This is a genomic window from Streptomyces sp. PH10-H1 (assembly GCF_030063355.1).
Classification (GTDB): Bacteria; Actinomycetota; Actinomycetes; order Streptomycetales; family Streptomycetaceae; genus Actinacidiphila.
Map to the genome: position 1 here is coordinate 69,080 of NZ_JASISZ010000017.1, position 18,171 is coordinate 87,250.

Genomic DNA, 18,171 nt, shown 5'->3' on the forward strand with positions numbered 1-18,171 from the left:
GCTGCGGGCCGGCGCCGGCCCGCAGCGGACAGCCGGGTGACCGACGAGCGTGACGTGGCGGCCGCTGCGGGGTTCATCTCCGTGTGAACGCAACTTCGCAGGCCCTCTTCAAGCGTCCCAACCGTCCCGCCCGGCTCGGCGCCAAGACCGCCCGCCGGCCGCCGCGGGCACTCGCCGAGCCGGCCGCGGTCATGGCCGGCACCGCCCTCGTCGGTGTGCAGGCGATGCGGCTCGGGCGCTGGATCGTCGACGACGCGGCCATCACATACGCCTACACCCGCAGCATCGACGAAGGCTACGGCCCGGTCCAGCAGGCCGGTGCCCCGCCGGTGGAGGGGTACTCCAACCCCGCCTGGCTGGCGCTGCTGGTCGCCGGGCGGCGGCTGCGCCTCTTCGACCACGGGGCACTGTTCGGGGTGCCGGACCTCGTGTGGTTTCCCAAACTGCTGGCGCTGCTGTGCGTGGTGGGGATGCTCGCCGCCGTGGCGGCCGCCGCGCGGGCGGCGCTGCCGGGGCGGGCGGGGGCCGTGACGCTCCTCGCCGGTATGGCGATGGCTGGGAACTTCTCGCTGGTGGCATGGCTGTTCTCCGGTCTGGAGAACCCGCTGTACGGCCTGGCCACCACCGTCCTGGCCGCCGTGCTGGTGCGGGGCGTCGCACGGGATGACCTGCTCGACCTGCCGCGGCCGCGTACCGCCGTCGCGGCCGGGCTCCTCGCGCTCCTCGCCGCGCTCACCCGCCCGGACGGCGTCGTTTACGCGGCCGCCTACCCCCTGACGTTGCTGCTGCTTCTCCGCTGTTCGCACTCCGCCGGTGCGTTCCGCTCTGCCGCACTCTCGACGGCGGCCTTCGCCGTCCCCTACGCGGCGCATCTGCTGTGGCGGCACGCCGAGTTCGGCCGCTGGATTCCCAACACCGCGGTCGCCAAGGCCCAGCGCATGCCGGGCTCGGCGGCCGTGGCGCACATCGGTGAGCTGGTCTCCTTCGCCGGCTGGGCACTCGTCCTCGCCGCGGTGGTCTGCACCGGTCTCGCCCTCCGCCGCCCGGGACCTCCCCGCAGGGCGCTGGTCGCCGTACTCGTCCCGCTGTCCCTCGCCCTGGCCGCCTACGGAACGCTGGAACGCGACTGGATGGACCTGTACCGCTTCGCCACCCCGGTGTGGACGCTCGGAGCCTTCGCCGGCTCGCTCGCCGCCGTGACCGTCCGGGACCGCGAACGGCCGCGCGTGCGCGTGGTGTTGACGTCCGCCCTACTGGCCGGGATCGTCCTGTCACTGGCGGGACAACGGCACCGGGCGGAGGAGTTCCGGGCGCACCCGACCGTGCCGATGTGCTTCATCGCCGACCGCTACGGCCGGCTGTTCAACAGCTACGCCGACCGGCTCGGCCTGCCCGACGCGGTCCTCCTGCTCCCCGACCTCGGCGGCACCCTCCTGACCAGCCGGCTCCGCCTCGTCGACCTCGCGGGGCTCACCGACCCGGCCATCGCCGACGCGTACGCGGCGGACGACATGCCCCGCCTCCGTACCTACGTCTTCGACCGCGTGCGCCCCACCTTCATCCACGTGCACACCCCATGGTCGACGGTCTCCGGCCTCACACCCCCGGTCCTCACCGCCCACGGCTACGTACCGCTCTCCACCCAGGCCGACACCGGCGACTGGGTACGCCGCCGAGCCGTCCCCGACCCCGGCCGCCTCACAGCCCTCCAGCGCACCACCCTCCCCGCCATCACCCATCTCACCCACCTCCGCACCACCAGCCCCCACCGCAGCTGCGGACCGCGCCTCACCCCGACGCCGTAAGGGATCCCCGACAGGCGCAAGCGGCGCTGCTCACAGGGGCGTTCGGCTGCATGTCGCTGCATACCGCTGGAGATGGCTGGAGATACGCGAAGACCCCGTTCCCAGCGTTTCCGCTGGTGACGGGGTCTTCGGACACCTCTTGCAAGGTGCCCCCGGCAGGATTCGAACCTGCGCATCCGGCTCCGGAGGCCGACGCTCTATCCCCTGAGCTACGGGGGCGTGTCATCCGCTGTGGCGGTGACGGGTGAAACCCTACCAGCTTGTGCATGGTGCCTGGGTACAGGGTTTTGGGGTGGTGGTGTCGGGTGCGCGGGGGAGGTGGGGGGCGTCTTCAGCGCATGGGGTGGGGTGGTCGGGGGTGGGTGTGGAAACCTCCCTCTCACGGGGAAGAAGTGGGCAAAACGCGGACGGATCGCGATGGCCGCGCCTACTCTTCGAGATGTGCCGGGCATGTCCGGCCGGGTGCTTGTCGTCGACGACAACAAGGTCATCCGGCAGCTGATCAGGGTCAATCTCGAGCTGGAGGGCTTCGAGGTCGTGACCGCGGCTGATGGTGCCGAATGCCTCGACATCGTGCACCGGGTGCGCCCCGATGTGATCACTCTCGATGTGGTGATGCCGCGGCTCGACGGGCCGCGTACGGCCGCGCGGCTGCGGTCCGACATACGGACCCGGGACATACGGATCGCGATCGTCAGCGCGTGCACCCAGCTTGAGGCCGAGCGCGGCGTGGCGGCCGGGGTGGACGCGTTCCTGGGGAAGCCGTTCGAGCCCGCCGATCTCGTGCAGATGGTGCGGCGGTTGGCGTATGGCCGACCGGGCACACCGGGTGGCGAGCCGGCCGCCGGGGCACCGGCGGAGGATCAGGCGGCAGCGGCCCCCGGCAGCGGCTGAGGCTGACGTTTGCGTATCGGCTGAGGCTGGGCTGGGGCTGACCTATGCGGATACGGATGGAGAAACGCCGGGAACCCGGACACTCCGGGCCCACCGAAACGCCCCGCACGACCTCCCCGCCCCTCGCGCACGAGTGGAGCCGGGCCTCAACCCGGTCGCGTACGTACCCCTCTCCTCGCCTACCCTTTGCATGTGACCCCCGCCGAGCTCTCCCGTGCTGTGCTGAGCACGGTTCGCCGTGCCGTCGCGGCCGATGAGCTGCGGGTGACGGTGCCGGACCGGATCAGCGTGCAGCGCCCGCCGCGCCCCGGGTGCGGCGACTACGCGACGAATGTCGCGCTGCAGCTCGCGGGCGCCGCGGGGTGCCCGCCGCGGCAGGTCGCGGAGATCCTGCGCAAGCGGCTGGCGGCGACACCCGGCATCGCGCAGGTGGTGATCGCGGGCCCCGGATTCCTGAACATCACGCTCGAGGCGGCGGCCTGCGGCGACGTGGTCCGCCGGGTGCTGGAGCGGGGAGCGGACTACGGTCACGGCGACGCGCTGGCCGGCACGTATGTGACCCCGGTCCATGACGGCGAGCCGCGCGCGACCGTCACCGCCCAGGCGCTGGAACGGCTGCTGCGGGCCTGCGGCGCGCAGCCGGGGTCGGCCGGCGGTGTACCCGAAAGAGTGGTCGTCCGGGCGGCCGGCGCGACCGAGGGCGAGCTTCGCGAGCGCCTCGGCTGTGACGCGGCTCGCTGGGCGATGCTGCGCCCCCCGGCCGACGACACGCCGTCCCTGGACCCTGCGGTCCTGCTCGCACAGCGCGCCAGCAATCCGCTCTTCCGGGTCCGGTACGCCCACTCCCGCAGCAGAGCGCTGCTCCGCAACGCCCACGATCTGGGCATCGAACCCTCCACGGACGCTTCGGACGGTACGTTTCACCATCCCGCCGAGACGGACCTGCTCGGCCTCATCGCCGACTACCCCCGTGTCGTAGAGACCGCCGCCCGGCACCGCGCCCCCGATCGGGTCGCCCGCCACCTGGAGCGGCTCGCGGACGCGTTCCTTCGCTTTCACGACGAGTGCCCGCCGCTGCCGAGCGGCGACGAGAAACCATTGGCCGCCCACCGTGTCCGGCTGTCGCTCGCCGAAGCGACCGGCACCGTGCTCGCAGGCGGCCTGCACCTGCTCGGCATCAGCGCGCCAGAACACCTCTGAGGAGACAGAGTCCAGTGAGTCGATCAGCCCACATCGCCGGGCCCCGCTACGCCGATGTCCTTCACGAGGGGCACTACACCGCGCCCCCCGCCGACCTGAACGTCCTCGACCCGCGTGTGTGGGCCCGTACGGTCACCCGCAACGCCGACGGCGCGGCAACGGTCGGAGGTCTGGACGTCCGTGCGCTCGCCGAGGAGTTCGGCACGCCCGCCTACTTCCTCGACGAGGCCGACTTCCGGGCCCGCTGCCACGCGTGGCGGGACGCCTTCGGCACCGGAGCGGACGTGTTCTACGCGGGGAAGGCGTTCCTGTCCCGTGCGGTGGTGCGCTGGCTGTACGAGGAGGGCCTCAACCTCGACGTATGTTCCGCCGGGGAGCTGGCGGTGGCGCTGTCGGCGGGGATGCCGGCCGACCGCATCGCGCTGCACGGCAACAACAAGTCGCTGGCGGAGATCGAGCGCGCCGTCGAGGTGGGTGTCGGGCGGATCGTCCTGGACTCGTTCCAGGAGATCGTGCGGGTCGCGCACGTCGCCGAGCGGCTCGGGAAGCGCCAGCGCGTGCAGATCCGGGTGACGGTCGGTGTCGAGGCGCACACCCATGAGTTCATCGCGACGGCCCACGAGGACCAGAAGTTCGGTCTGGCGCTCGCGGGCGGGCAGGCGGCCGAGGCGGTGCGCCGGGTCCTGAAGCTCGAGGCGCTCGAGCTGGTCGGCATCCACTCGCACATCGGCTCGCAGATCTTCGACATGGCCGGCTTCGAGGTCGCCGCGCGCCGGGTGGTGTCGCTGCTCGCCGAGGTCCGCGACGAGCACGGTGTGGAGCTGCCGGAGATCGACCTGGGCGGCGGTCTCGGCATCGCGTACACCTCGGAGGACGACCCGGCCGAGCCGCACGACATCGCCAGGGCGCTGCGGGAGATCGTGACCCGCGAGTGCGAGTCGTCGGAGCTGGGTGTTCCGCGGCTGTCGGTGGAGCCGGGCCGGGCGATCGTCGGCCCGACCGCGTTCACCCTCTACGAGGTGGGTACGGTGAAGCCGCTGGAGGGCCTGCGGACGTATGTGAGCGTGGACGGCGGGATGTCCGACAACATCCGCACCGCGCTGTACGACGCCGAGTACAGCGTCGCCCTGGTCTCCAGGACCTCCACGGCCGAGCCGATGCTGGCGCGGGTGGTCGGCAAGCACTGCGAGTCCGGCGACATCGTCGTCAAGGACGCGTTCCTGCCCGCCGACCTCGCGGCCGGCGACCTGATCGCGGTTCCGGCGACCGGGGCGTACTGCCGTTCCATGGCCAGCAATTACAACCACGCGCTGCGGCCGCCCGTGGTGGCCGTGAATGATGGCGAGGCGCGGGTGATCGTGCGTCGTGAGACGGAGGACGATCTCCTGCGTCTTGACGTCGGCTGACGTGAAATCTCAAAAATATCGGGACTGGTCTCACACACCGGACAGGAGATGGATTCTCGCGTCCGGTGCGTGAGACTGGTCCCACCCCGAGAGCTGTGAGAAACGAGGTCGGATGATGCGTACGCGTCCGCTGAAGGTGGCGCTGCTGGGCTGTGGTGTGGTCGGCTCAGAGGTGACGCGCATCATGACGACGCAGGGCGCCGATCTCGCCGCGCGGATCGGAGCCCCTGTCGAGCTCGCCGGAATCGCGGTGCGCCGCCCGAACCGGGTGCGCGAAGGCGTGCCCGCCGAGCTGCTCACCACCGACGCCACCGCCCTGGTCAAACGTGGCGACATCGATGTCGTCATCGAGGTGATCGGCGGCATCGAGCCGGTCCGCACCCTCATCACCACCGCCTTCGAGCACGGTGCGTCCGTGGTCAGCGCCAACAAGGCGCTGCTCGCCGCGGACGGCGCGACACTGCACGCCGCCGCCCTCAAGCACAAGGTCGACCTCTACTACGAGGCCGCCGTGGCCGGTGCCATCCCGCTGATCCGCCCGCTGCGCGAGTCGCTGGCCGGCGACAAGATCAACCGCGTGATGGGCATCGTGAACGGCACCACGAACTTCATCCTCGACAAGATGGACTCCAGTGGCGCGGGCTATTCCGAGGCGCTCGACGAGGCCACCGCGCTCGGCTACGCCGAGGCCGACCCGACCGCCGACGTCGAGGGTTTCGACGCCGCCGCGAAGGCCGCGATCCTGGCCGGGATCGCCTTCCACACCCGTGTGACCATGGATGATGTGTACCGCGAGGGCCTCACCGAGGTCACGGCCGCCGATATCGCGTCCGCCAAGCGGATGGGCTGCACGGTCAAGCTCCTGGCCATCTGCGAGCGCACCGCCGACGGCAAGTCCGTCACTGCCCGGGTCCACCCGGCGATGATCCCGCTCAGCCATCCGCTGGCGAGCGTCCGTGAGGCGTACAACGCGGTCTTCGTCGAGGCGGAGGCCGCTGGTCAGCTCATGTTCTACGGTCCCGGCGCGGGCGGCGCACCCACCGCCTCCGCCGTACTCGGCGACCTGGTGGCCGCCTGCCGCAACAAGCTGGCAGGCACCACAGGCGCCGGCGAGTCCGCGTACACGCAACTGCCGGTGAGCCCGATGGGCGATGTGGTCACCCGCTACCACATCAGCCTTGACGTTGCGGACAAACCGGGCGTTCTCGCCCAGGTCGCCACTGTTTTCGCGGAGCACGACGTGTCGATCGACACGGTCCGCCAGCAGGGCAAGGACGGCGAAGCGTCCCTCGTCGTCGTCACTCACCGTGCGCCCGACGCCGCTCTGTCGGCGACCGTCGGAGCACTGCGGAAGCTCGACACCGTACGCGGCGTCGCCAGCATCATGCGCGTGGAAGGGGAGTAACCCACTATGAACGCAGTCACTGACCACCCCCGAATGTCCGGCACCCACCAGTGGCGCGGCATCATCGAGGAGTACCGGAGCCGGCTGCCGGTCTCCGCGGACTCCCCGGTCGTCACGCTCCTGGAGGGTGGCACCCCGCTCGTTCCCGCCCAGCTGCTCTCCGAGCTGACCGGCTGCGACGTGTTCCTCAAGGTCGAGGGCGCCAACCCCACCGGCTCCTTCAAGGACCGCGGGATGACCATGGCCATCACCCGGGCCAAGGAGGAAGGTGCCAAGGCCGTCATCTGCGCCTCCACCGGCAACACCTCCGCCTCGGCGGCCGCCTACGCGGTGCGCGCCGGAATGGTCTGCGCCGTCCTCGTGCCGCAGGGCAAGATCGCGCTCGGCAAGATGGGCCAGGCGCTGATCCACGGCGCGAAGATCCTGCAGGTCGACGGCAACTTCGACGACTGCCTCGACCTGGCTCGCAGATTGTCGGAGAAGTACCCGGTGGCGCTGGTCAATTCGGTCAATCCGGTACGGATCGAGGGCCAGAAGACCGCGGCGTTCGAGATTGTCGACGCGCTCGGCGACGCGCCCGACATTCACCTTCTTCCGGTGGGCAACGCGGGCAACATCACCGCGTACTGGAGGGGCTATCGCGAGTACGCCGCCGACGGCATCTCGACCCGCAAGCCGCGCATGTGGGGCTTCCAGGCGGCCGGTTCGGCACCGATCGTCAACGGCGCTCCGGTGCGCAACCCGCAGACCATCGCGACCGCGATCCGGATCGGCAATCCGGCCTCCTGGCAGTTCGCCGAGGAGGCGCGGGACGAATCCGGCGGTCTGATCGAAGCGGTGACCGATCGTCAGATCCTTTCCGCCTACCGGCTGTTGGCCGCCAAGGAGGGCGTCTTCGTGGAGCCCGCCTCGGCCGCCTCCGTCGCGGGTCTGCTCAAAGCCCTCGAAGAGGGCAAGGTCGACCCGGGCCAGCGGATCGTCTGCACGGTGACGGGCAACGGGCTCAAGGATCCGGACTGGGCGGTCGCCGGGGCACCCCAGCCGGTCACCGTCGCGGTGGACGCCGACGCGGCCGCCGAGAAGCTCGGACTGGTCTGACACAGCGCGGGGGCGCACGAAGAAGCTCGCGACACGCATCACGCGCTGTTCGTGCGCCCTATGTCGCAGCAGAACCTTCCTTCGATAGGCTGGACCCCACCGGCGCCGCAGTGTGCTGATCCGGCTCATGCCACAGGCATTGCCGCCCCGTCGTACACCCAGCCCCGCCGTACACGCCGATGCTCGGCATTTCGGGGCAGAACCGTACTTCTGCACAAGAACAAGCACCAGCACAAGGAGAATCGTCGAACGATGGCCGGTCCCGCGTTCCGCGCCGCCGCTGTCCGAGTGCGCGTCCCCGCGACCAGCGCCAACCTCGGCCCCGGCTTTGACGCCTTCGGCCTGGCTCTGGGGTTGTACGACGATGTCGTGGTCCGGGTCGCCGATTCCGGGCTGCATGTCGACATCGCGGGCGAGGGAGCAGAGAATCTGGCCCGTGACGAGAAGCATCTGGTCGTGCGCTCCATGCGTACCGCCTTCGACCTGCTCGGCGGTCAGCCGCGCGGCCTCGAAGTGGTCTGCGCCAACCGCATCCCGCACGGCCGCGGCCTGGGCTCCTCGTCCGCCGCGATCTGCGCGGGGATCATGGCCGCCCGCGCGGTGACCATAGGCGGACCGGAGCGGCTCGACGACGCCGCGCTGCTGGAACTGGCCACCGAGATCGAGGGCCATCCCGACAACGTCGCCGCCTGTCTGCTCGGCGGCTTCACCCTCGCCTGGACCGAATCCGGCGCCGCGCGCGCGATCCGGATGGATCCGGCCCCCTCCGTCGTCCCGGTGGTCTTCGTCCCGGCCAAGCCGGTGCTGACCGAGATCGCCCGCGGACTCCTGCCGCGTACCGTCCCGCATGTGGACGCCGCGGTCAACGCGGGCCGTGCCGCGCTGCTGGTGGAGGCGCTCACCCGCCGCCCCGAGCTGCTGCTGCCCGCCACCGAGGACCGGCTGCACCAGGACTACCGCGCTCCCGCGATGCCCGAAAGTGTGGCTCTGGTGAACCGGCTGCGCGCTGAAGGCGTCCCTTCTGTCATCTCGGGAGCGGGACCGACGGTCCTCGCGTTCACCGAGGAAGGGGCCGCCGACAAAGTCTCCCGGCTCGCGGGCGAGGGATGGGCGGCGAACCGTCTGGCCCTCGACGCGGCAGGGGCGTGTGTGCTGCCCCTGGCAGTGGGGCAGTGACACGATTGCCGGTTGGAGAGAGGGGGAATGTTTGTTGGATCCGGTAGTGTTAATCTCAAGCCTGCACTCGACGGCCCATGCATATGAATGGTGCCGAAGTGCACGCAGAAGTGATCTGTGTCCCTTCTGGGGACCGCCACTCTTCCGGGAGCCTCCCACACTGCCTGAGCATCCTGCCTAAGCAGTGTCGAGCACGCTCCGGAGTCGGCGCGAATTATCTCCTTCAAGCCCTTCGCGCCGGAACCATGTATGTCTTTCTGCCGCCATCAGGCGGACCATCGCCCCGGCTCTGAGCAGCGGAAACGCCCAGATCCGGACAGCACAACCGGTCGCCGAGCCAGACAGGCCGACGTCCGCTCCAGGGAAGGACCCTTCGTGAGCGACACCACCGATCTGATGGGCGTGCGTGCAGACGCCGCGCCCGCTCCGGACGCCGCTGCCGCGCCTGCCACCGGTGCTGCCCCCAAGCGCCGCCGGTCGGGGACCGGCCTCGACGGCATGGTCCTGGCAGAGCTGCAGCAGCTTGCCTCCGGTCTCGGTATCAAGGGCACCGCGCGGATGCGCAAGAGCCAGCTGATCGAGACGATCAAGGAGACGCAGTCCGGTAAGGGCGCTGCGACCAGTGCTCCCAAGGCCGCCGCGGTCGCCCAGACGGCCACGGCCACGGCCGAGGCAGTTGTCGAGAAGCCGAAGCGCCGGGTGACCTCCCGGGCCCGCACGGTGGAGAGCACCGAGCCCGCGGTCGCGGCTCCGGCCGCCGCCGCGCCGTCCGAGGCGAAGCAGATCGAAATTCCCGGCCAGCCCGCCGGTGAGCAGCCCAAGGCTGTCAAGAACGAGCGCGCCAACGAGCGTGCCGAGGCCGTGGCCGACGTCGTCGAGGGCAAGCCCGCGGCCGACGCCAACAAGTCCGCGTCCGGCGAGGACCGCCAGGACCGGCAGCGCGGCCAGCGTGGTGACCGGCAGAACGACCGCCGCGAGCGGCAGGAGCGGCAGCGCGAGCGCCGCAACAACCGCGGCGACGAGAGCGGTACCGCCGGCGCCGGCGCCGGCACGGAGGGTGGCAACCGCCAGAACCGCGGCGGCAACCAGGGTGGCGGCCAGGGCGGTGGCCAGGGCCAGAACCCGCAGGGTCAGAGCCAGGGCCAGGGCCAGAGCCAGGGTCAGGGCCAGAGCCAGGGCCAGGGCGGCCAGAGCCAAGGCGGCCAGAGCCAGAGCCAGGGTCAGAACACGCAGGACGACGACGAGTTCGGCGATGGCCGCGGCCGCCGTCGTGGCCGTTACCGCGACCGCCGCGGCCGGGGCAGCAACCGCCGCGAGGAGCAGCAGCAGTTCGGCAACGAGCCGACGGTCAACGACGATGACGTCCTGATCCCCGTCGCGGGCATTTTGGACATCCTCGACAACTACGCGTTCATCAGGACCTCCGGCTACCTCCCGGGTCCGAACGATGTCTACGTCTCGCTCGCCCAGGTCCGCAAGAACGGCCTGCGCAAGGGTGACCACGTCACGGGCGCCGTCCGGCAGCCCAAGGACGGCGAGCGCCGCGAGAAGTTCAACGCGCTGGTGCGGCTGGACTCGGCGAACGGCATGGCGGCCGACTCCGGCCGTGGCCGCCCCGAGTTCCAGAAGCTGACCCCGCTGTACCCGCAGGACCGGCTCCGCCTGGAGACCGACCCGGGTGTGCTGATGACCCGGATCATCGACCTGGTCGCGCCGATCGGCAAGGGCCAGCGTGGCCTGATCGTGGCCCCGCCGAAGACCGGTAAGACCATGATCATGCAGGCTATCGCCAACGCGATCACCGTCAACAACCCCGAGTGCCACCTGATGGTCGTCCTGGTCGACGAGCGTCCGGAAGAGGTCACCGACATGCAGCGGTCGGTGAAGGGCGAGGTCATCTCCTCGACCTTCGACCGCCCGGCCGAGGACCACACCACCGTCGCCGAGCTGGCCATCGAGCGCGCCAAGCGTCTCGTCGAGCTGGGTCACGACGTGGTCGTCCTGCTGGACTCGATCACCCGCCTGGGCCGCGCGTACAACCTCGCGGCACCGGCCTCCGGCCGCATCCTGTCCGGTGGTGTCGACTCGACCGCGCTCTACCCGCCGAAGCGCTTCTTCGGTGCGGCGCGCAACATCGAGGACGGCGGCTCGCTGACCATCCTGGCCACCGCGCTGGTCGAGACTGGCTCGCGCATGGACGAGGTGATCTTCGAGGAGTTCAAGGGCACCGGCAACATGGAGCTCAAGCTCGACCGCAAGCTCGCCGACAAGCGCATCTTCCCCGCGGTGGACGTCGACCCGTCCGGTACCCGTAAGGAAGAGATCCTGCTCGACCGCGACGAGCTCGCGATCGTCTGGAAGCTCCGCCGGGTGCTGCACGCGCTGGACTCCCAGCAGGCGATCGAGCTGCTTCTGGACAAGATGAAGCAGACGAAGTCGAACGCTGAGTTCCTGATGCAGATCGCGAAGACGACCCCCGGTAACAGCAACGACTGACGGGTCCGAGAGCTTCGTCACAGAAGCGTCGCAGGAAACGAGGGAATGGGCTCTCGGGCACCCCGGAAGGGGCACCTGAGAGCCCGTTCTCATGTTCGGCGTGCACACTCGGCAGGAACCAGGTCGGACGATTCACCGTCTGACATTTGAGACACGCCACGCCTGAGCGCCACAGCTGGGGGTAGCCGGAGACCGACGGACAAGGACTGAGGAGCCATGGCGGACGATACGAGCGATACGCACGGGACGAACGGTCGGCGCGCGGCGCGCGCGTCCGGCCGCCGCCGCGGGACGACTCCGCGCCGCCGGATGCTGCGAATAGCCGTCTGGGCCGTCGCAGGACTGGTCGTGCTGGGCAGCGCGGGGGCCGGCTATCTCTACTTCAAGTTCAACGGGAACATCAAGAGCGTGGACATCCAGGCCGCGCTGGGCAACGACCGCCCCCCGGAGGTCGACAACGGCTCGCAGGACATTCTGGTCCTCGGCTCCGACTCCCGCGCCGGCAAGAACAACCAGTACGGCACGGACGAGGGCAGCGCCCGCTCCGACACCGCGATGATCGTGCACCTCTACCAGGGCCACAAGAAGGCCAGCGTGGTGAGCATCCCGCGCGACACCCTGATCACCCGCCCGGAGTGCGCCAAGCCCGGCGGCGGCACCTCGCCCGAGGCGCGCAAGGTGATGTTCAACGAGTCGTACTCGGTCGGTGGCCCGGCGTGCGCGGTCAAGACCGTCGAGTCCATGACCGGTATCCGGATGGATCACTACGTCGAGGTCGACTTCACCGGCTTCAAGGGCCTGATCGACGCCCTGGGCGGGGTCCCCGTGACCACCACCAAGGCGATACACGACAAATCCAGCCACCTGGACCTGGCGGCCGGCACCCACACCCTCAACGGCGAGCAGTCGCTCGGCCTGGTCCGTACCCGGCACGGTGTTGCCGACGGCAGCGACCTCGGCCGAATACAGCTGCAGCAGGCGTTCATGAAGGCGCTCATGGACCGCGTGAACGGCCTCGGCGTGCTGTCGAGCCCCACCCAGCTCTACAAGGTCGCCGACAAGGCCACCAAGGCCATCACCACCGACTCGCAGCTGGCGTCGGTCAAGGGCCTCATGAGCCTCGCCGGAAGCCTCAAGGGCCTCAGCTCCAGCAACATCAACATGGTCACGCTGCCCGTCCAGTACGCCAAGAGCGACCCGAACCGGGTCGAGCCGCTGGACCAGCAGGCCGCCCTGGTCTGGCAGGCGCTCAAGGCCGGATTGCCGATCCCGGCCGGTGCGACCAAGGGCTCGGCGGGCGACGAGGTCACCGCCAAGGGCGTCGTCGGAAGCGGTTCCTGAACCGGTCCCCGGCCGGTGCCGGAGCGGATTCCCGGCCTTTTCCGGGCCGCTCGCGGCCGCCGGGAATGAAACCGGGCCGCCTCTCGTTTTGGGAGATGCGGCCGGTCCTGGCAGACTGGACCGCTGGCCCCGGTTCACGTGACGCAAACCCGCTGCACGACCCGGCGCCCTCCCGAATCTAGGAGCATCCCTTGAAGCGCGAAATCCACCCCGAGTACGTCGAGACCCAGGTCACCTGCACCTGTGGCGCGTCGTTCACGACCCGCAGCACCGAGAAGAGCGGCGTGATTCGCGCCGACGTCTGCTCCGCGTGCCACCCGTTCTACACGGGCAAGCAGAAGATCCTCGACACCGGTGGCCGCGTGGCCCGCTTCGAGGCCCGCTTCGGCAAGAAGGCCGCCGGGTCCGCCCAGAAGTAGCGACCCGAAAGCGCCGGTTCTCGGTCTCCCGACCTTTCGGGGACCGGACCGGCGCTTTGTCGTCCGGTACCGGTAGCAGTCCAGGGTTGTCCAGGAGAGGCACAGCAGATGTTCGAGGCAGTCGAGGAACTGATCGGCGAGCACGCCGACCTCGAGAAGCGGCTCGCCGATCCCGCGGTGCACGCGGATCAGGCCAATGCCCGCAAGCTCAACAAGCGCTACGCCGAGCTGACGCCCATCATCGGCACCTACCGCTCCTGGAAGCGGACCGGCGAGGACGTCGAGACCGCGCGCGAGTTCGCCCAGGACGATCCGGACTTCGCGGCCGAGCTCAAGGTGCTGGACAAGCAGCGCAACGAGCTGACCGAGAAGCTGCGGCTGCTGCTCGTACCGCGTGACCCGCACGACGAGAAGGACGTCATCCTCGAGGTCAAGGCCGGGGAGGGCGGCGAGGAGTCCGCGCTGTTCGCCGGCGACCTGCTGCGGATGTATCTGCGGTACGCCGAGCGCGTCGGCTGGAAGACCGAGATCATCGAGGCCAACGAGTCCGACCTCGGCGGTTACAAGGACGTCCAGGTCGCGGTGAAGACCAAGGGCGGCAACGGTGCCACCGAGCCCGGCCAGGGCGTCTGGGCGCGGATGAAGTACGAGGGCGGCGTGCACCGCGTGCAGCGGGTGCCCGCCACCGAGTCGCAGGGCCGGATCCACACCTCGGCTGCCGGCGTGCTGGTCACGCCCGAGGCCGAGGAGGTCGAGGTCGAGATCGGTCCGAACGATCTGCGGATCGACGTCTACCGCTCGTCGGGCCCCGGCGGCCAGTCGGTCAACACCACCGACTCCGCGGTGCGCATCACCCACCTGCCCTCCGGCCTGGTGGTGTCCTGCCAGAACGAGAAGAGCCAGCTCCAGAACAAGGAGTCGGCGATGCGTATCCTGCGTTCCAGGCTGCTGGCCGCCGCGCAGGAGGAGGCCGATCAGGAGGCGTCCGACGCCCGGCGCAGCCAGGTCCGCACGGTGGACCGCTCCGAGCGGATCCGTACGTACAACTACCCCGAGAACCGCATCTCGGACCACCGCGTGGGCTTCAAGGCGTACAACTTGGACCAGGTCCTCGACGGGGACCTCGACGCGATGATCCAGGCGTGTGTCGATGCCGACTCCGCCGCCAAACTGGCCGCGGCCGGCGACGCCGGCTAAAACCGGTCGAAGCACAAGCTGTCCGGCCACCGCGTGAGCTAACAGGAGGGCAATCAGTGAACGTGCTGCTCGCCGAGGTGGCGCAGGCCGCCCAGCGGCTGGCCGACGCCGGCGTGCCGTCCCCGCGTTTCGACGCGGAGGAACTGGCCGCGTACGTGCACGGCGTCAAGCGCGGCGAGCTGCACTCGGTCGCCGACTCCGACTTCGACGCCCGCTACTGGGAGGCCGTCGCACGCCGCGAGGCCCGTGAGCCGCTCCAGCACATCACCGGACGCGCCTTCTTCCGGTATCTGGAGCTGCAGGTCGGACCCGGCGTCTTCGTCCCGCGTCCCGAGACCGAGTCCGTGGTGGGCTGGGCGATAGACGCCGTACGGGCCATGGATGTGGCCGAACCGCTGATCGTCGACCTGTGTACGGGCTCCGGGGCGATCGCGCTGGCGCTGGCCCAGGAGGTGCCGCGCTCGCGTGTGCACGCCGTGGAGCTGTCGGAAGCGGCTCTGGAGTGGGCCCGCAAGAACATCGAGGGCAGCAAGGTCCAGCTGGAGCACGGCGACGCGCTCACCGCGTTTCCCGAGCTGAACGGCCAGGTCGACCTCGTCATCAGCAATCCGCCGTACATCCCGCTCACGGAGTGGGAATATGTGGCGCCCGAGGCTCGTGACCACGACCCCGAATTGGCACTCTTCTCGGGCGAGGACGGCCTCGACACCATCCGCGGAATCGAGCGCACGGCACACCGGCTGCTCCGGCCTGGCGGCGTCGTCGTGATCGAGCACGCGGACTCCCAGGGCGGTCAGGTTCCGTGGATCTTCAAGGAGGACGCCGGCTGGGCCGACGCCGCCGACCACCCCGACCTGAACAACCGGCCCCGCTTCACTACCGCTCGCAAGGCAACGCCATGATGCCGGGGGTACGGGGGTCGTCCCCCGGACGAAAGCAGCACTACCGCTCGCAGGGCGACGCCATGATGACGCGGGTCAACAGCACGGACGGTGCCGCAGCGGCGGCGCACAGCCTGGAGGTCAGCTAATGGCACGGCGTTACGACTGCTCGGACGCGACCGACCGCGCCGCCGGACTGCGTGAGGCGACGTCCGCCATCAAGCGCGGTGAGCTCGTCGTGCTGCCCACCGACACCCTGTACGGCATCGGCGCGGACGCGTTCGACGCCCAGGCCGTCAGCGATCTGCTGGAGGCCAAGGGCCGGGGCCGCAATATGCCCTCGCCGGTGCTGATCGGCTCCCCGAACACGCTGCACGGCCTGGTCACCGACTTCTCCGAGCGGGCCTGGGAGCTCGTCGACGCCTTCTGGCCCGGTGCGCTCACCCTCGTCGCCAGGCACCAGCCGTCCCTCAACTGGGACCTCGGTGACACCCGGGGCACCGTCGCCGTCCGGATGCCGCTGCACCCCGTCGCGATCGAGTTGCTGACCGCCACCGGGCCGCTGGCCGTTTCCAGCGCCAACCTGAGCGGTCACCGCTCTCCCGAGGACTGTGACGCCGCGCAGGAGATGCTCGGCGATTCCGTAGCGGTGTACCTGGACGGCGGGCCGACGCCGGCCACCGTTCCGTCGTCGATCGTCGACGTGACCGGCAAGATCCCGGTCCTGCTGCGGGCCGGCGCGATCAGCGCCGACCAGCTCCGAGAGGTCGTACCCGACCTGGAGGAGCGCAATTGACCGCGCCCGAAAGGCGTGGCATACCGGGTCAGCGCGATGACCGCTTCCGCATCCTCCACGTCTGCACCGGCAATGTCTGCCGCTCGCCGATCGCCGAGCGGCTGACCCGTCATGCGCTGACGCTGCGCCTCGGCGACGGAGCCGCCGGCATCCTCGTCGAGTCCGCCGGCACCTGGGGCCACGAAGGCGCCCCCATGGAGGCGCACGCCGCCGCCGTACTGACCGAGTACGGCGCCGACGCGACCGGTTTCATCGGCCGTGAGCTGCTCGACGACCACGTCATCGACGCCGACCTGGTGCTCACCGCGACCCGCGACCACCGCGCCCAGGTCATCTCGATGGGGCACGCCGCGGGGCTGCGCACCTTCACCCTGAAGGAGTTCACCCGGCTGGTGCGGGCCATAGATCCCGCGACCCTCCCTGAGGGCAGCGTGACCGAGCGCGCCCGCGCCCTGGTCCGGGCCGCCGCCGCGCTGCGCGGCTGGCTGCTGGCCCCGAGCGCGGAGGCCGACGAGGTCTACGACCCCTACGGCGCCCCGATCGGCTTCTTCCGCAGCATCGGCGAGGAGATCCAGGGCTCCCTCGACCCGGTCGTCACGGCCCTGACCGGGATCCGTACGCCGACCCCGCGCTGACGGCGGCCTGATTCGCTCTCTCACCAGGCGCCGCGGCAGCAGCGCCCCTACAGTTGGGCTACACAGACCCGATCCTCCTGCGGGAGTCCTGCTATGCCGGTCGCCGGAATCACCTCACAGACCTCGCTGCGGCCCGCCGCCCAGACGTGGCGCCCGGATTTTGACGCGCTGCGGAGGCAGGACCCCGAACTGGCGGGGGCGCTGCTGGCCGAGCTGGAGCGGCAGAGCACCACCCTGCAGCTGATCGCGGGGGAGAACTTCATCTCGTCCGCCGTCCTCTCCGCGCTCGGCTCGCCGCTGGCGAACAAGTACGCCGAGGGCTATCCGGGCCGCCGCCACCACTCCGGCTGCGAGCTCGTCGATGTGGCGGAACGGCTGGCGGTGGAGCGGGCCACCGGCCTCTTCGGCGCCGAGCACGCGAACGTCCAGCCCTACTCCGGGTCCTCCGCCGTGCTGGCCGCGTACGCGGCGCTGCTGGTCCCCGGGGACACGGTGCTCGCGATGGCGCTGCCGCACGGCGGCCACCTCACCCACGGCTCGCAGTCCAATTTCTCCGGCCGCTGGTTCCGCTTCGTCGGCTACGGCGTGACCGCGCCTGCCTCCGCCGACGGGGGCGGATTCATCGACTACGACCAGGTACGGGCGCTGGCCCGGGAGCACCGCCCCAAGGCGATCGTCTGCGGCGGCATCGCCTATCCCCGGCACATCGACTACCGGGCCTTCCGGGAGATCGCCGACGAGGTCGAGGCCTATCTGATCGTGGACGCCGCGCACACCCTGGGCCTGGTCGCGGGCGGCGCGGCGCCCAGCCCGGTGCCGTACGCGGATGTGGTGTGCGCGACCACCCACAAGGTGCTCCGCGGTCCGCGTGGCGGGCTGATCCTGTGCGGTGCGGACCTCGCCCAGCGCATCGACCGGGCCGTCTTCCCGTTCTCCCAGGGCGGCCCCCACCTGCACTCCATCGCGGCGAAGGCGGCGGCCTTCGCGGAGGCCGCGACCCCGGCCTTCGCCAGCTACGCCCACCAGGTCGTCGCCAATGCCCGGGTGCTGGCCGACGCGCTCGCCGCCGAAGGGCTGCTGATCACCACCGGCGGCACCGACACCCACCTGATCACCGCCGATGTCACTCCGCTGGGTGCGACCGGCGTACAGGCCAGGGGCCGCTGCGCCGCCGCCGGAATCGTCGTCGACAAATACGCGCTCCCGTACGATCCGCAGCCGTCCGACATCGGGTCCGGCATCCGCATCGGCACCGCCGCGGTGACCACCCAGGGCATGTCGGAGCCGGAGATGTCGCAGGTCGCGCCCTTGATGGCCCGTGCGCTGCGCGAGGAACCGGGGCTCGCCTCCGAGGTCGCGGAACTCGTCGGAGGCTTCCCTCCTTACCCGGAGCGACCGTCAGGTTGAGTACCCTGGAACCAC

General features: G+C 70.4%; 15 protein-coding genes and 1 tRNA gene. 15 read left to right on the forward strand and 1 reads right to left on the reverse strand.

Features of this window, described 5'->3' with window-relative positions; translation table 11 throughout:
- The first annotated feature begins 83 nt into the window (after positions 1 to 83).
- Positions 84 to 1,805 (forward strand): hypothetical protein, encoded by a 1,722-nt coding sequence (locus tag QMK24_RS13665; protein ID WP_283465976.1) that lies wholly within the window; start codon positions 84 to 86, stop codon positions 1,803 to 1,805.
- A 147-nt stretch (positions 1,806 to 1,952) separates the two neighbouring features.
- On the opposite strand, the gene QMK24_RS13670 is transcribed toward QMK24_RS13665, so the two are convergent.
- A tRNA-Arg gene (locus QMK24_RS13670) sits at positions 1,953 to 2,024 on the reverse strand.
- Between the two features lie 231 nt (positions 2,025 to 2,255).
- Between QMK24_RS13670 and QMK24_RS13675 the strand changes: the two genes are divergently transcribed.
- The 14 genes from QMK24_RS13675 to glyA all read left to right on the forward strand — a co-directional run bounded on the left by QMK24_RS13675 (position 2,256) and on the right by glyA (position 18,156).
- Positions 2,256 to 2,699 (forward strand): response regulator, encoded by a 444-nt coding sequence (locus tag QMK24_RS13675; protein WP_283466045.1) that lies wholly within the window; start codon positions 2,256 to 2,258, stop codon positions 2,697 to 2,699.
- Between the two features lie 192 nt (positions 2,700 to 2,891).
- Positions 2,892 to 3,899: an ArgS-related anticodon-binding protein NrtL gene (gene nrtL / locus QMK24_RS13680; RefSeq protein WP_283465977.1), complete on the forward strand. Its 1,008-nt coding sequence runs from the start codon at positions 2,892 to 2,894 to the stop codon at positions 3,897 to 3,899.
- 14 nt (positions 3,900 to 3,913) lie between these two features.
- On the forward strand, positions 3,914 to 5,305 hold the full coding sequence (gene lysA / locus QMK24_RS13685) for a diaminopimelate decarboxylase (protein ID WP_283465979.1): 1,392 nt from the start codon (positions 3,914 to 3,916) through the stop codon (positions 5,303 to 5,305).
- 112 nt (positions 5,306 to 5,417) lie between these two features.
- On the forward strand, positions 5,418 to 6,710 hold the full coding sequence (locus QMK24_RS13690; RefSeq protein WP_283465981.1) for a homoserine dehydrogenase: 1,293 nt from the start codon (positions 5,418 to 5,420) through the stop codon (positions 6,708 to 6,710).
- A 6-nt stretch (positions 6,711 to 6,716) separates the two neighbouring features.
- Entirely contained in the window at positions 6,717 to 7,808 is a 1,092-nt protein-coding gene (gene thrC, locus QMK24_RS13695; RefSeq protein WP_283465982.1) for a threonine synthase, read from the forward strand.
- 252 nt (positions 7,809 to 8,060) lie between these two features.
- Positions 8,061 to 8,984, forward strand: a complete 924-nt coding sequence (gene thrB / locus QMK24_RS13700) for a homoserine kinase (RefSeq protein ID WP_283465984.1) — start codon at positions 8,061 to 8,063, stop codon at positions 8,982 to 8,984.
- 375 nt (positions 8,985 to 9,359) lie between these two features.
- Positions 9,360 to 11,480 carry a transcription termination factor Rho gene (gene rho / locus QMK24_RS13705; RefSeq protein WP_283465985.1) on the forward strand — a complete coding sequence of 707 codons (2,121 nt, stop codon included), beginning with the start codon at positions 9,360 to 9,362 and terminating at the stop codon, positions 11,478 to 11,480.
- 216 nt (positions 11,481 to 11,696) lie between these two features.
- Positions 11,697 to 12,821 carry an LCP family protein gene (locus QMK24_RS13710; RefSeq protein ID WP_283465986.1) on the forward strand — a complete coding sequence of 375 codons (1,125 nt, stop codon included), beginning with the start codon at positions 11,697 to 11,699 and terminating at the stop codon, positions 12,819 to 12,821.
- A 191-nt stretch (positions 12,822 to 13,012) separates the two neighbouring features.
- Positions 13,013 to 13,240: a 50S ribosomal protein L31 gene (rpmE, locus tag QMK24_RS13715; protein ID WP_138355974.1), complete on the forward strand. Its 228-nt coding sequence runs from the start codon at positions 13,013 to 13,015 to the stop codon at positions 13,238 to 13,240.
- Between the two features lie 108 nt (positions 13,241 to 13,348).
- Complete coding sequence (gene prfA, locus QMK24_RS13720; protein ID WP_283465991.1) at positions 13,349 to 14,437, forward strand: peptide chain release factor 1; 1,089 nt, start codon at positions 13,349 to 13,351, stop codon at positions 14,435 to 14,437.
- A gap of 56 nt (positions 14,438 to 14,493) precedes the next feature.
- Positions 14,494 to 15,339 carry a peptide chain release factor N(5)-glutamine methyltransferase gene (prmC, locus tag QMK24_RS13725; RefSeq protein WP_283465993.1) on the forward strand — a complete coding sequence of 282 codons (846 nt, stop codon included), beginning with the start codon at positions 14,494 to 14,496 and terminating at the stop codon, positions 15,337 to 15,339.
- A 127-nt stretch (positions 15,340 to 15,466) separates the two neighbouring features.
- Entirely contained in the window at positions 15,467 to 16,114 is a 648-nt protein-coding gene (locus QMK24_RS13730; protein ID WP_283465995.1) for an L-threonylcarbamoyladenylate synthase, read from the forward strand.
- Positions 16,111 to 16,749, forward strand: a complete 639-nt coding sequence (locus QMK24_RS13735; RefSeq protein WP_283465997.1) for an arsenate reductase/protein-tyrosine-phosphatase family protein — start codon at positions 16,111 to 16,113, stop codon at positions 16,747 to 16,749. Before QMK24_RS13730 ends, QMK24_RS13735 begins: the two co-directional genes overlap by 4 nt.
- 93 nt (positions 16,750 to 16,842) lie before the next feature.
- Positions 16,843 to 18,156 (forward strand): serine hydroxymethyltransferase, encoded by a 1,314-nt coding sequence (gene glyA, locus QMK24_RS13740; protein WP_283465999.1) that lies wholly within the window; start codon positions 16,843 to 16,845, stop codon positions 18,154 to 18,156.
- The last annotated feature ends 15 nt before the right edge of the window (positions 18,157 to 18,171 follow it).

Excerpts from the sequence above, each read along its gene's own strand:
- QMK24_RS13675 (WP_283466045.1), top strand. The coding sequence starts at position 2,256 with ATGTCCGGCCGGGTGCTTGTCGTCGACGACAACAAGGTCATCCGGCAG.
- QMK24_RS13690 (WP_283465981.1), top strand. The coding sequence starts at position 5,418 with ATGATGCGTACGCGTCCGCTGAAGGTGGCGCTGCTGGGCTGTGGTGTG.
- thrC (WP_283465982.1), top strand. The coding sequence starts at position 6,717 with ATGAACGCAGTCACTGACCACCCCCGAATGTCCGGCACCCACCAGTGG.
- thrB (WP_283465984.1), top strand. The coding sequence starts at position 8,061 with ATGGCCGGTCCCGCGTTCCGCGCCGCCGCTGTCCGAGTGCGCGTCCCC.
- QMK24_RS13710 (WP_283465986.1), top strand. The coding sequence starts at position 11,697 with ATGGCGGACGATACGAGCGATACGCACGGGACGAACGGTCGGCGCGCG.
- prfA (WP_283465991.1), top strand. The coding sequence starts at position 13,349 with ATGTTCGAGGCAGTCGAGGAACTGATCGGCGAGCACGCCGACCTCGAG.
- QMK24_RS13730 (WP_283465995.1), top strand. The coding sequence starts at position 15,467 with ATGGCACGGCGTTACGACTGCTCGGACGCGACCGACCGCGCCGCCGGA.
- glyA (WP_283465999.1), top strand. The coding sequence starts at position 16,843 with ATGCCGGTCGCCGGAATCACCTCACAGACCTCGCTGCGGCCCGCCGCC.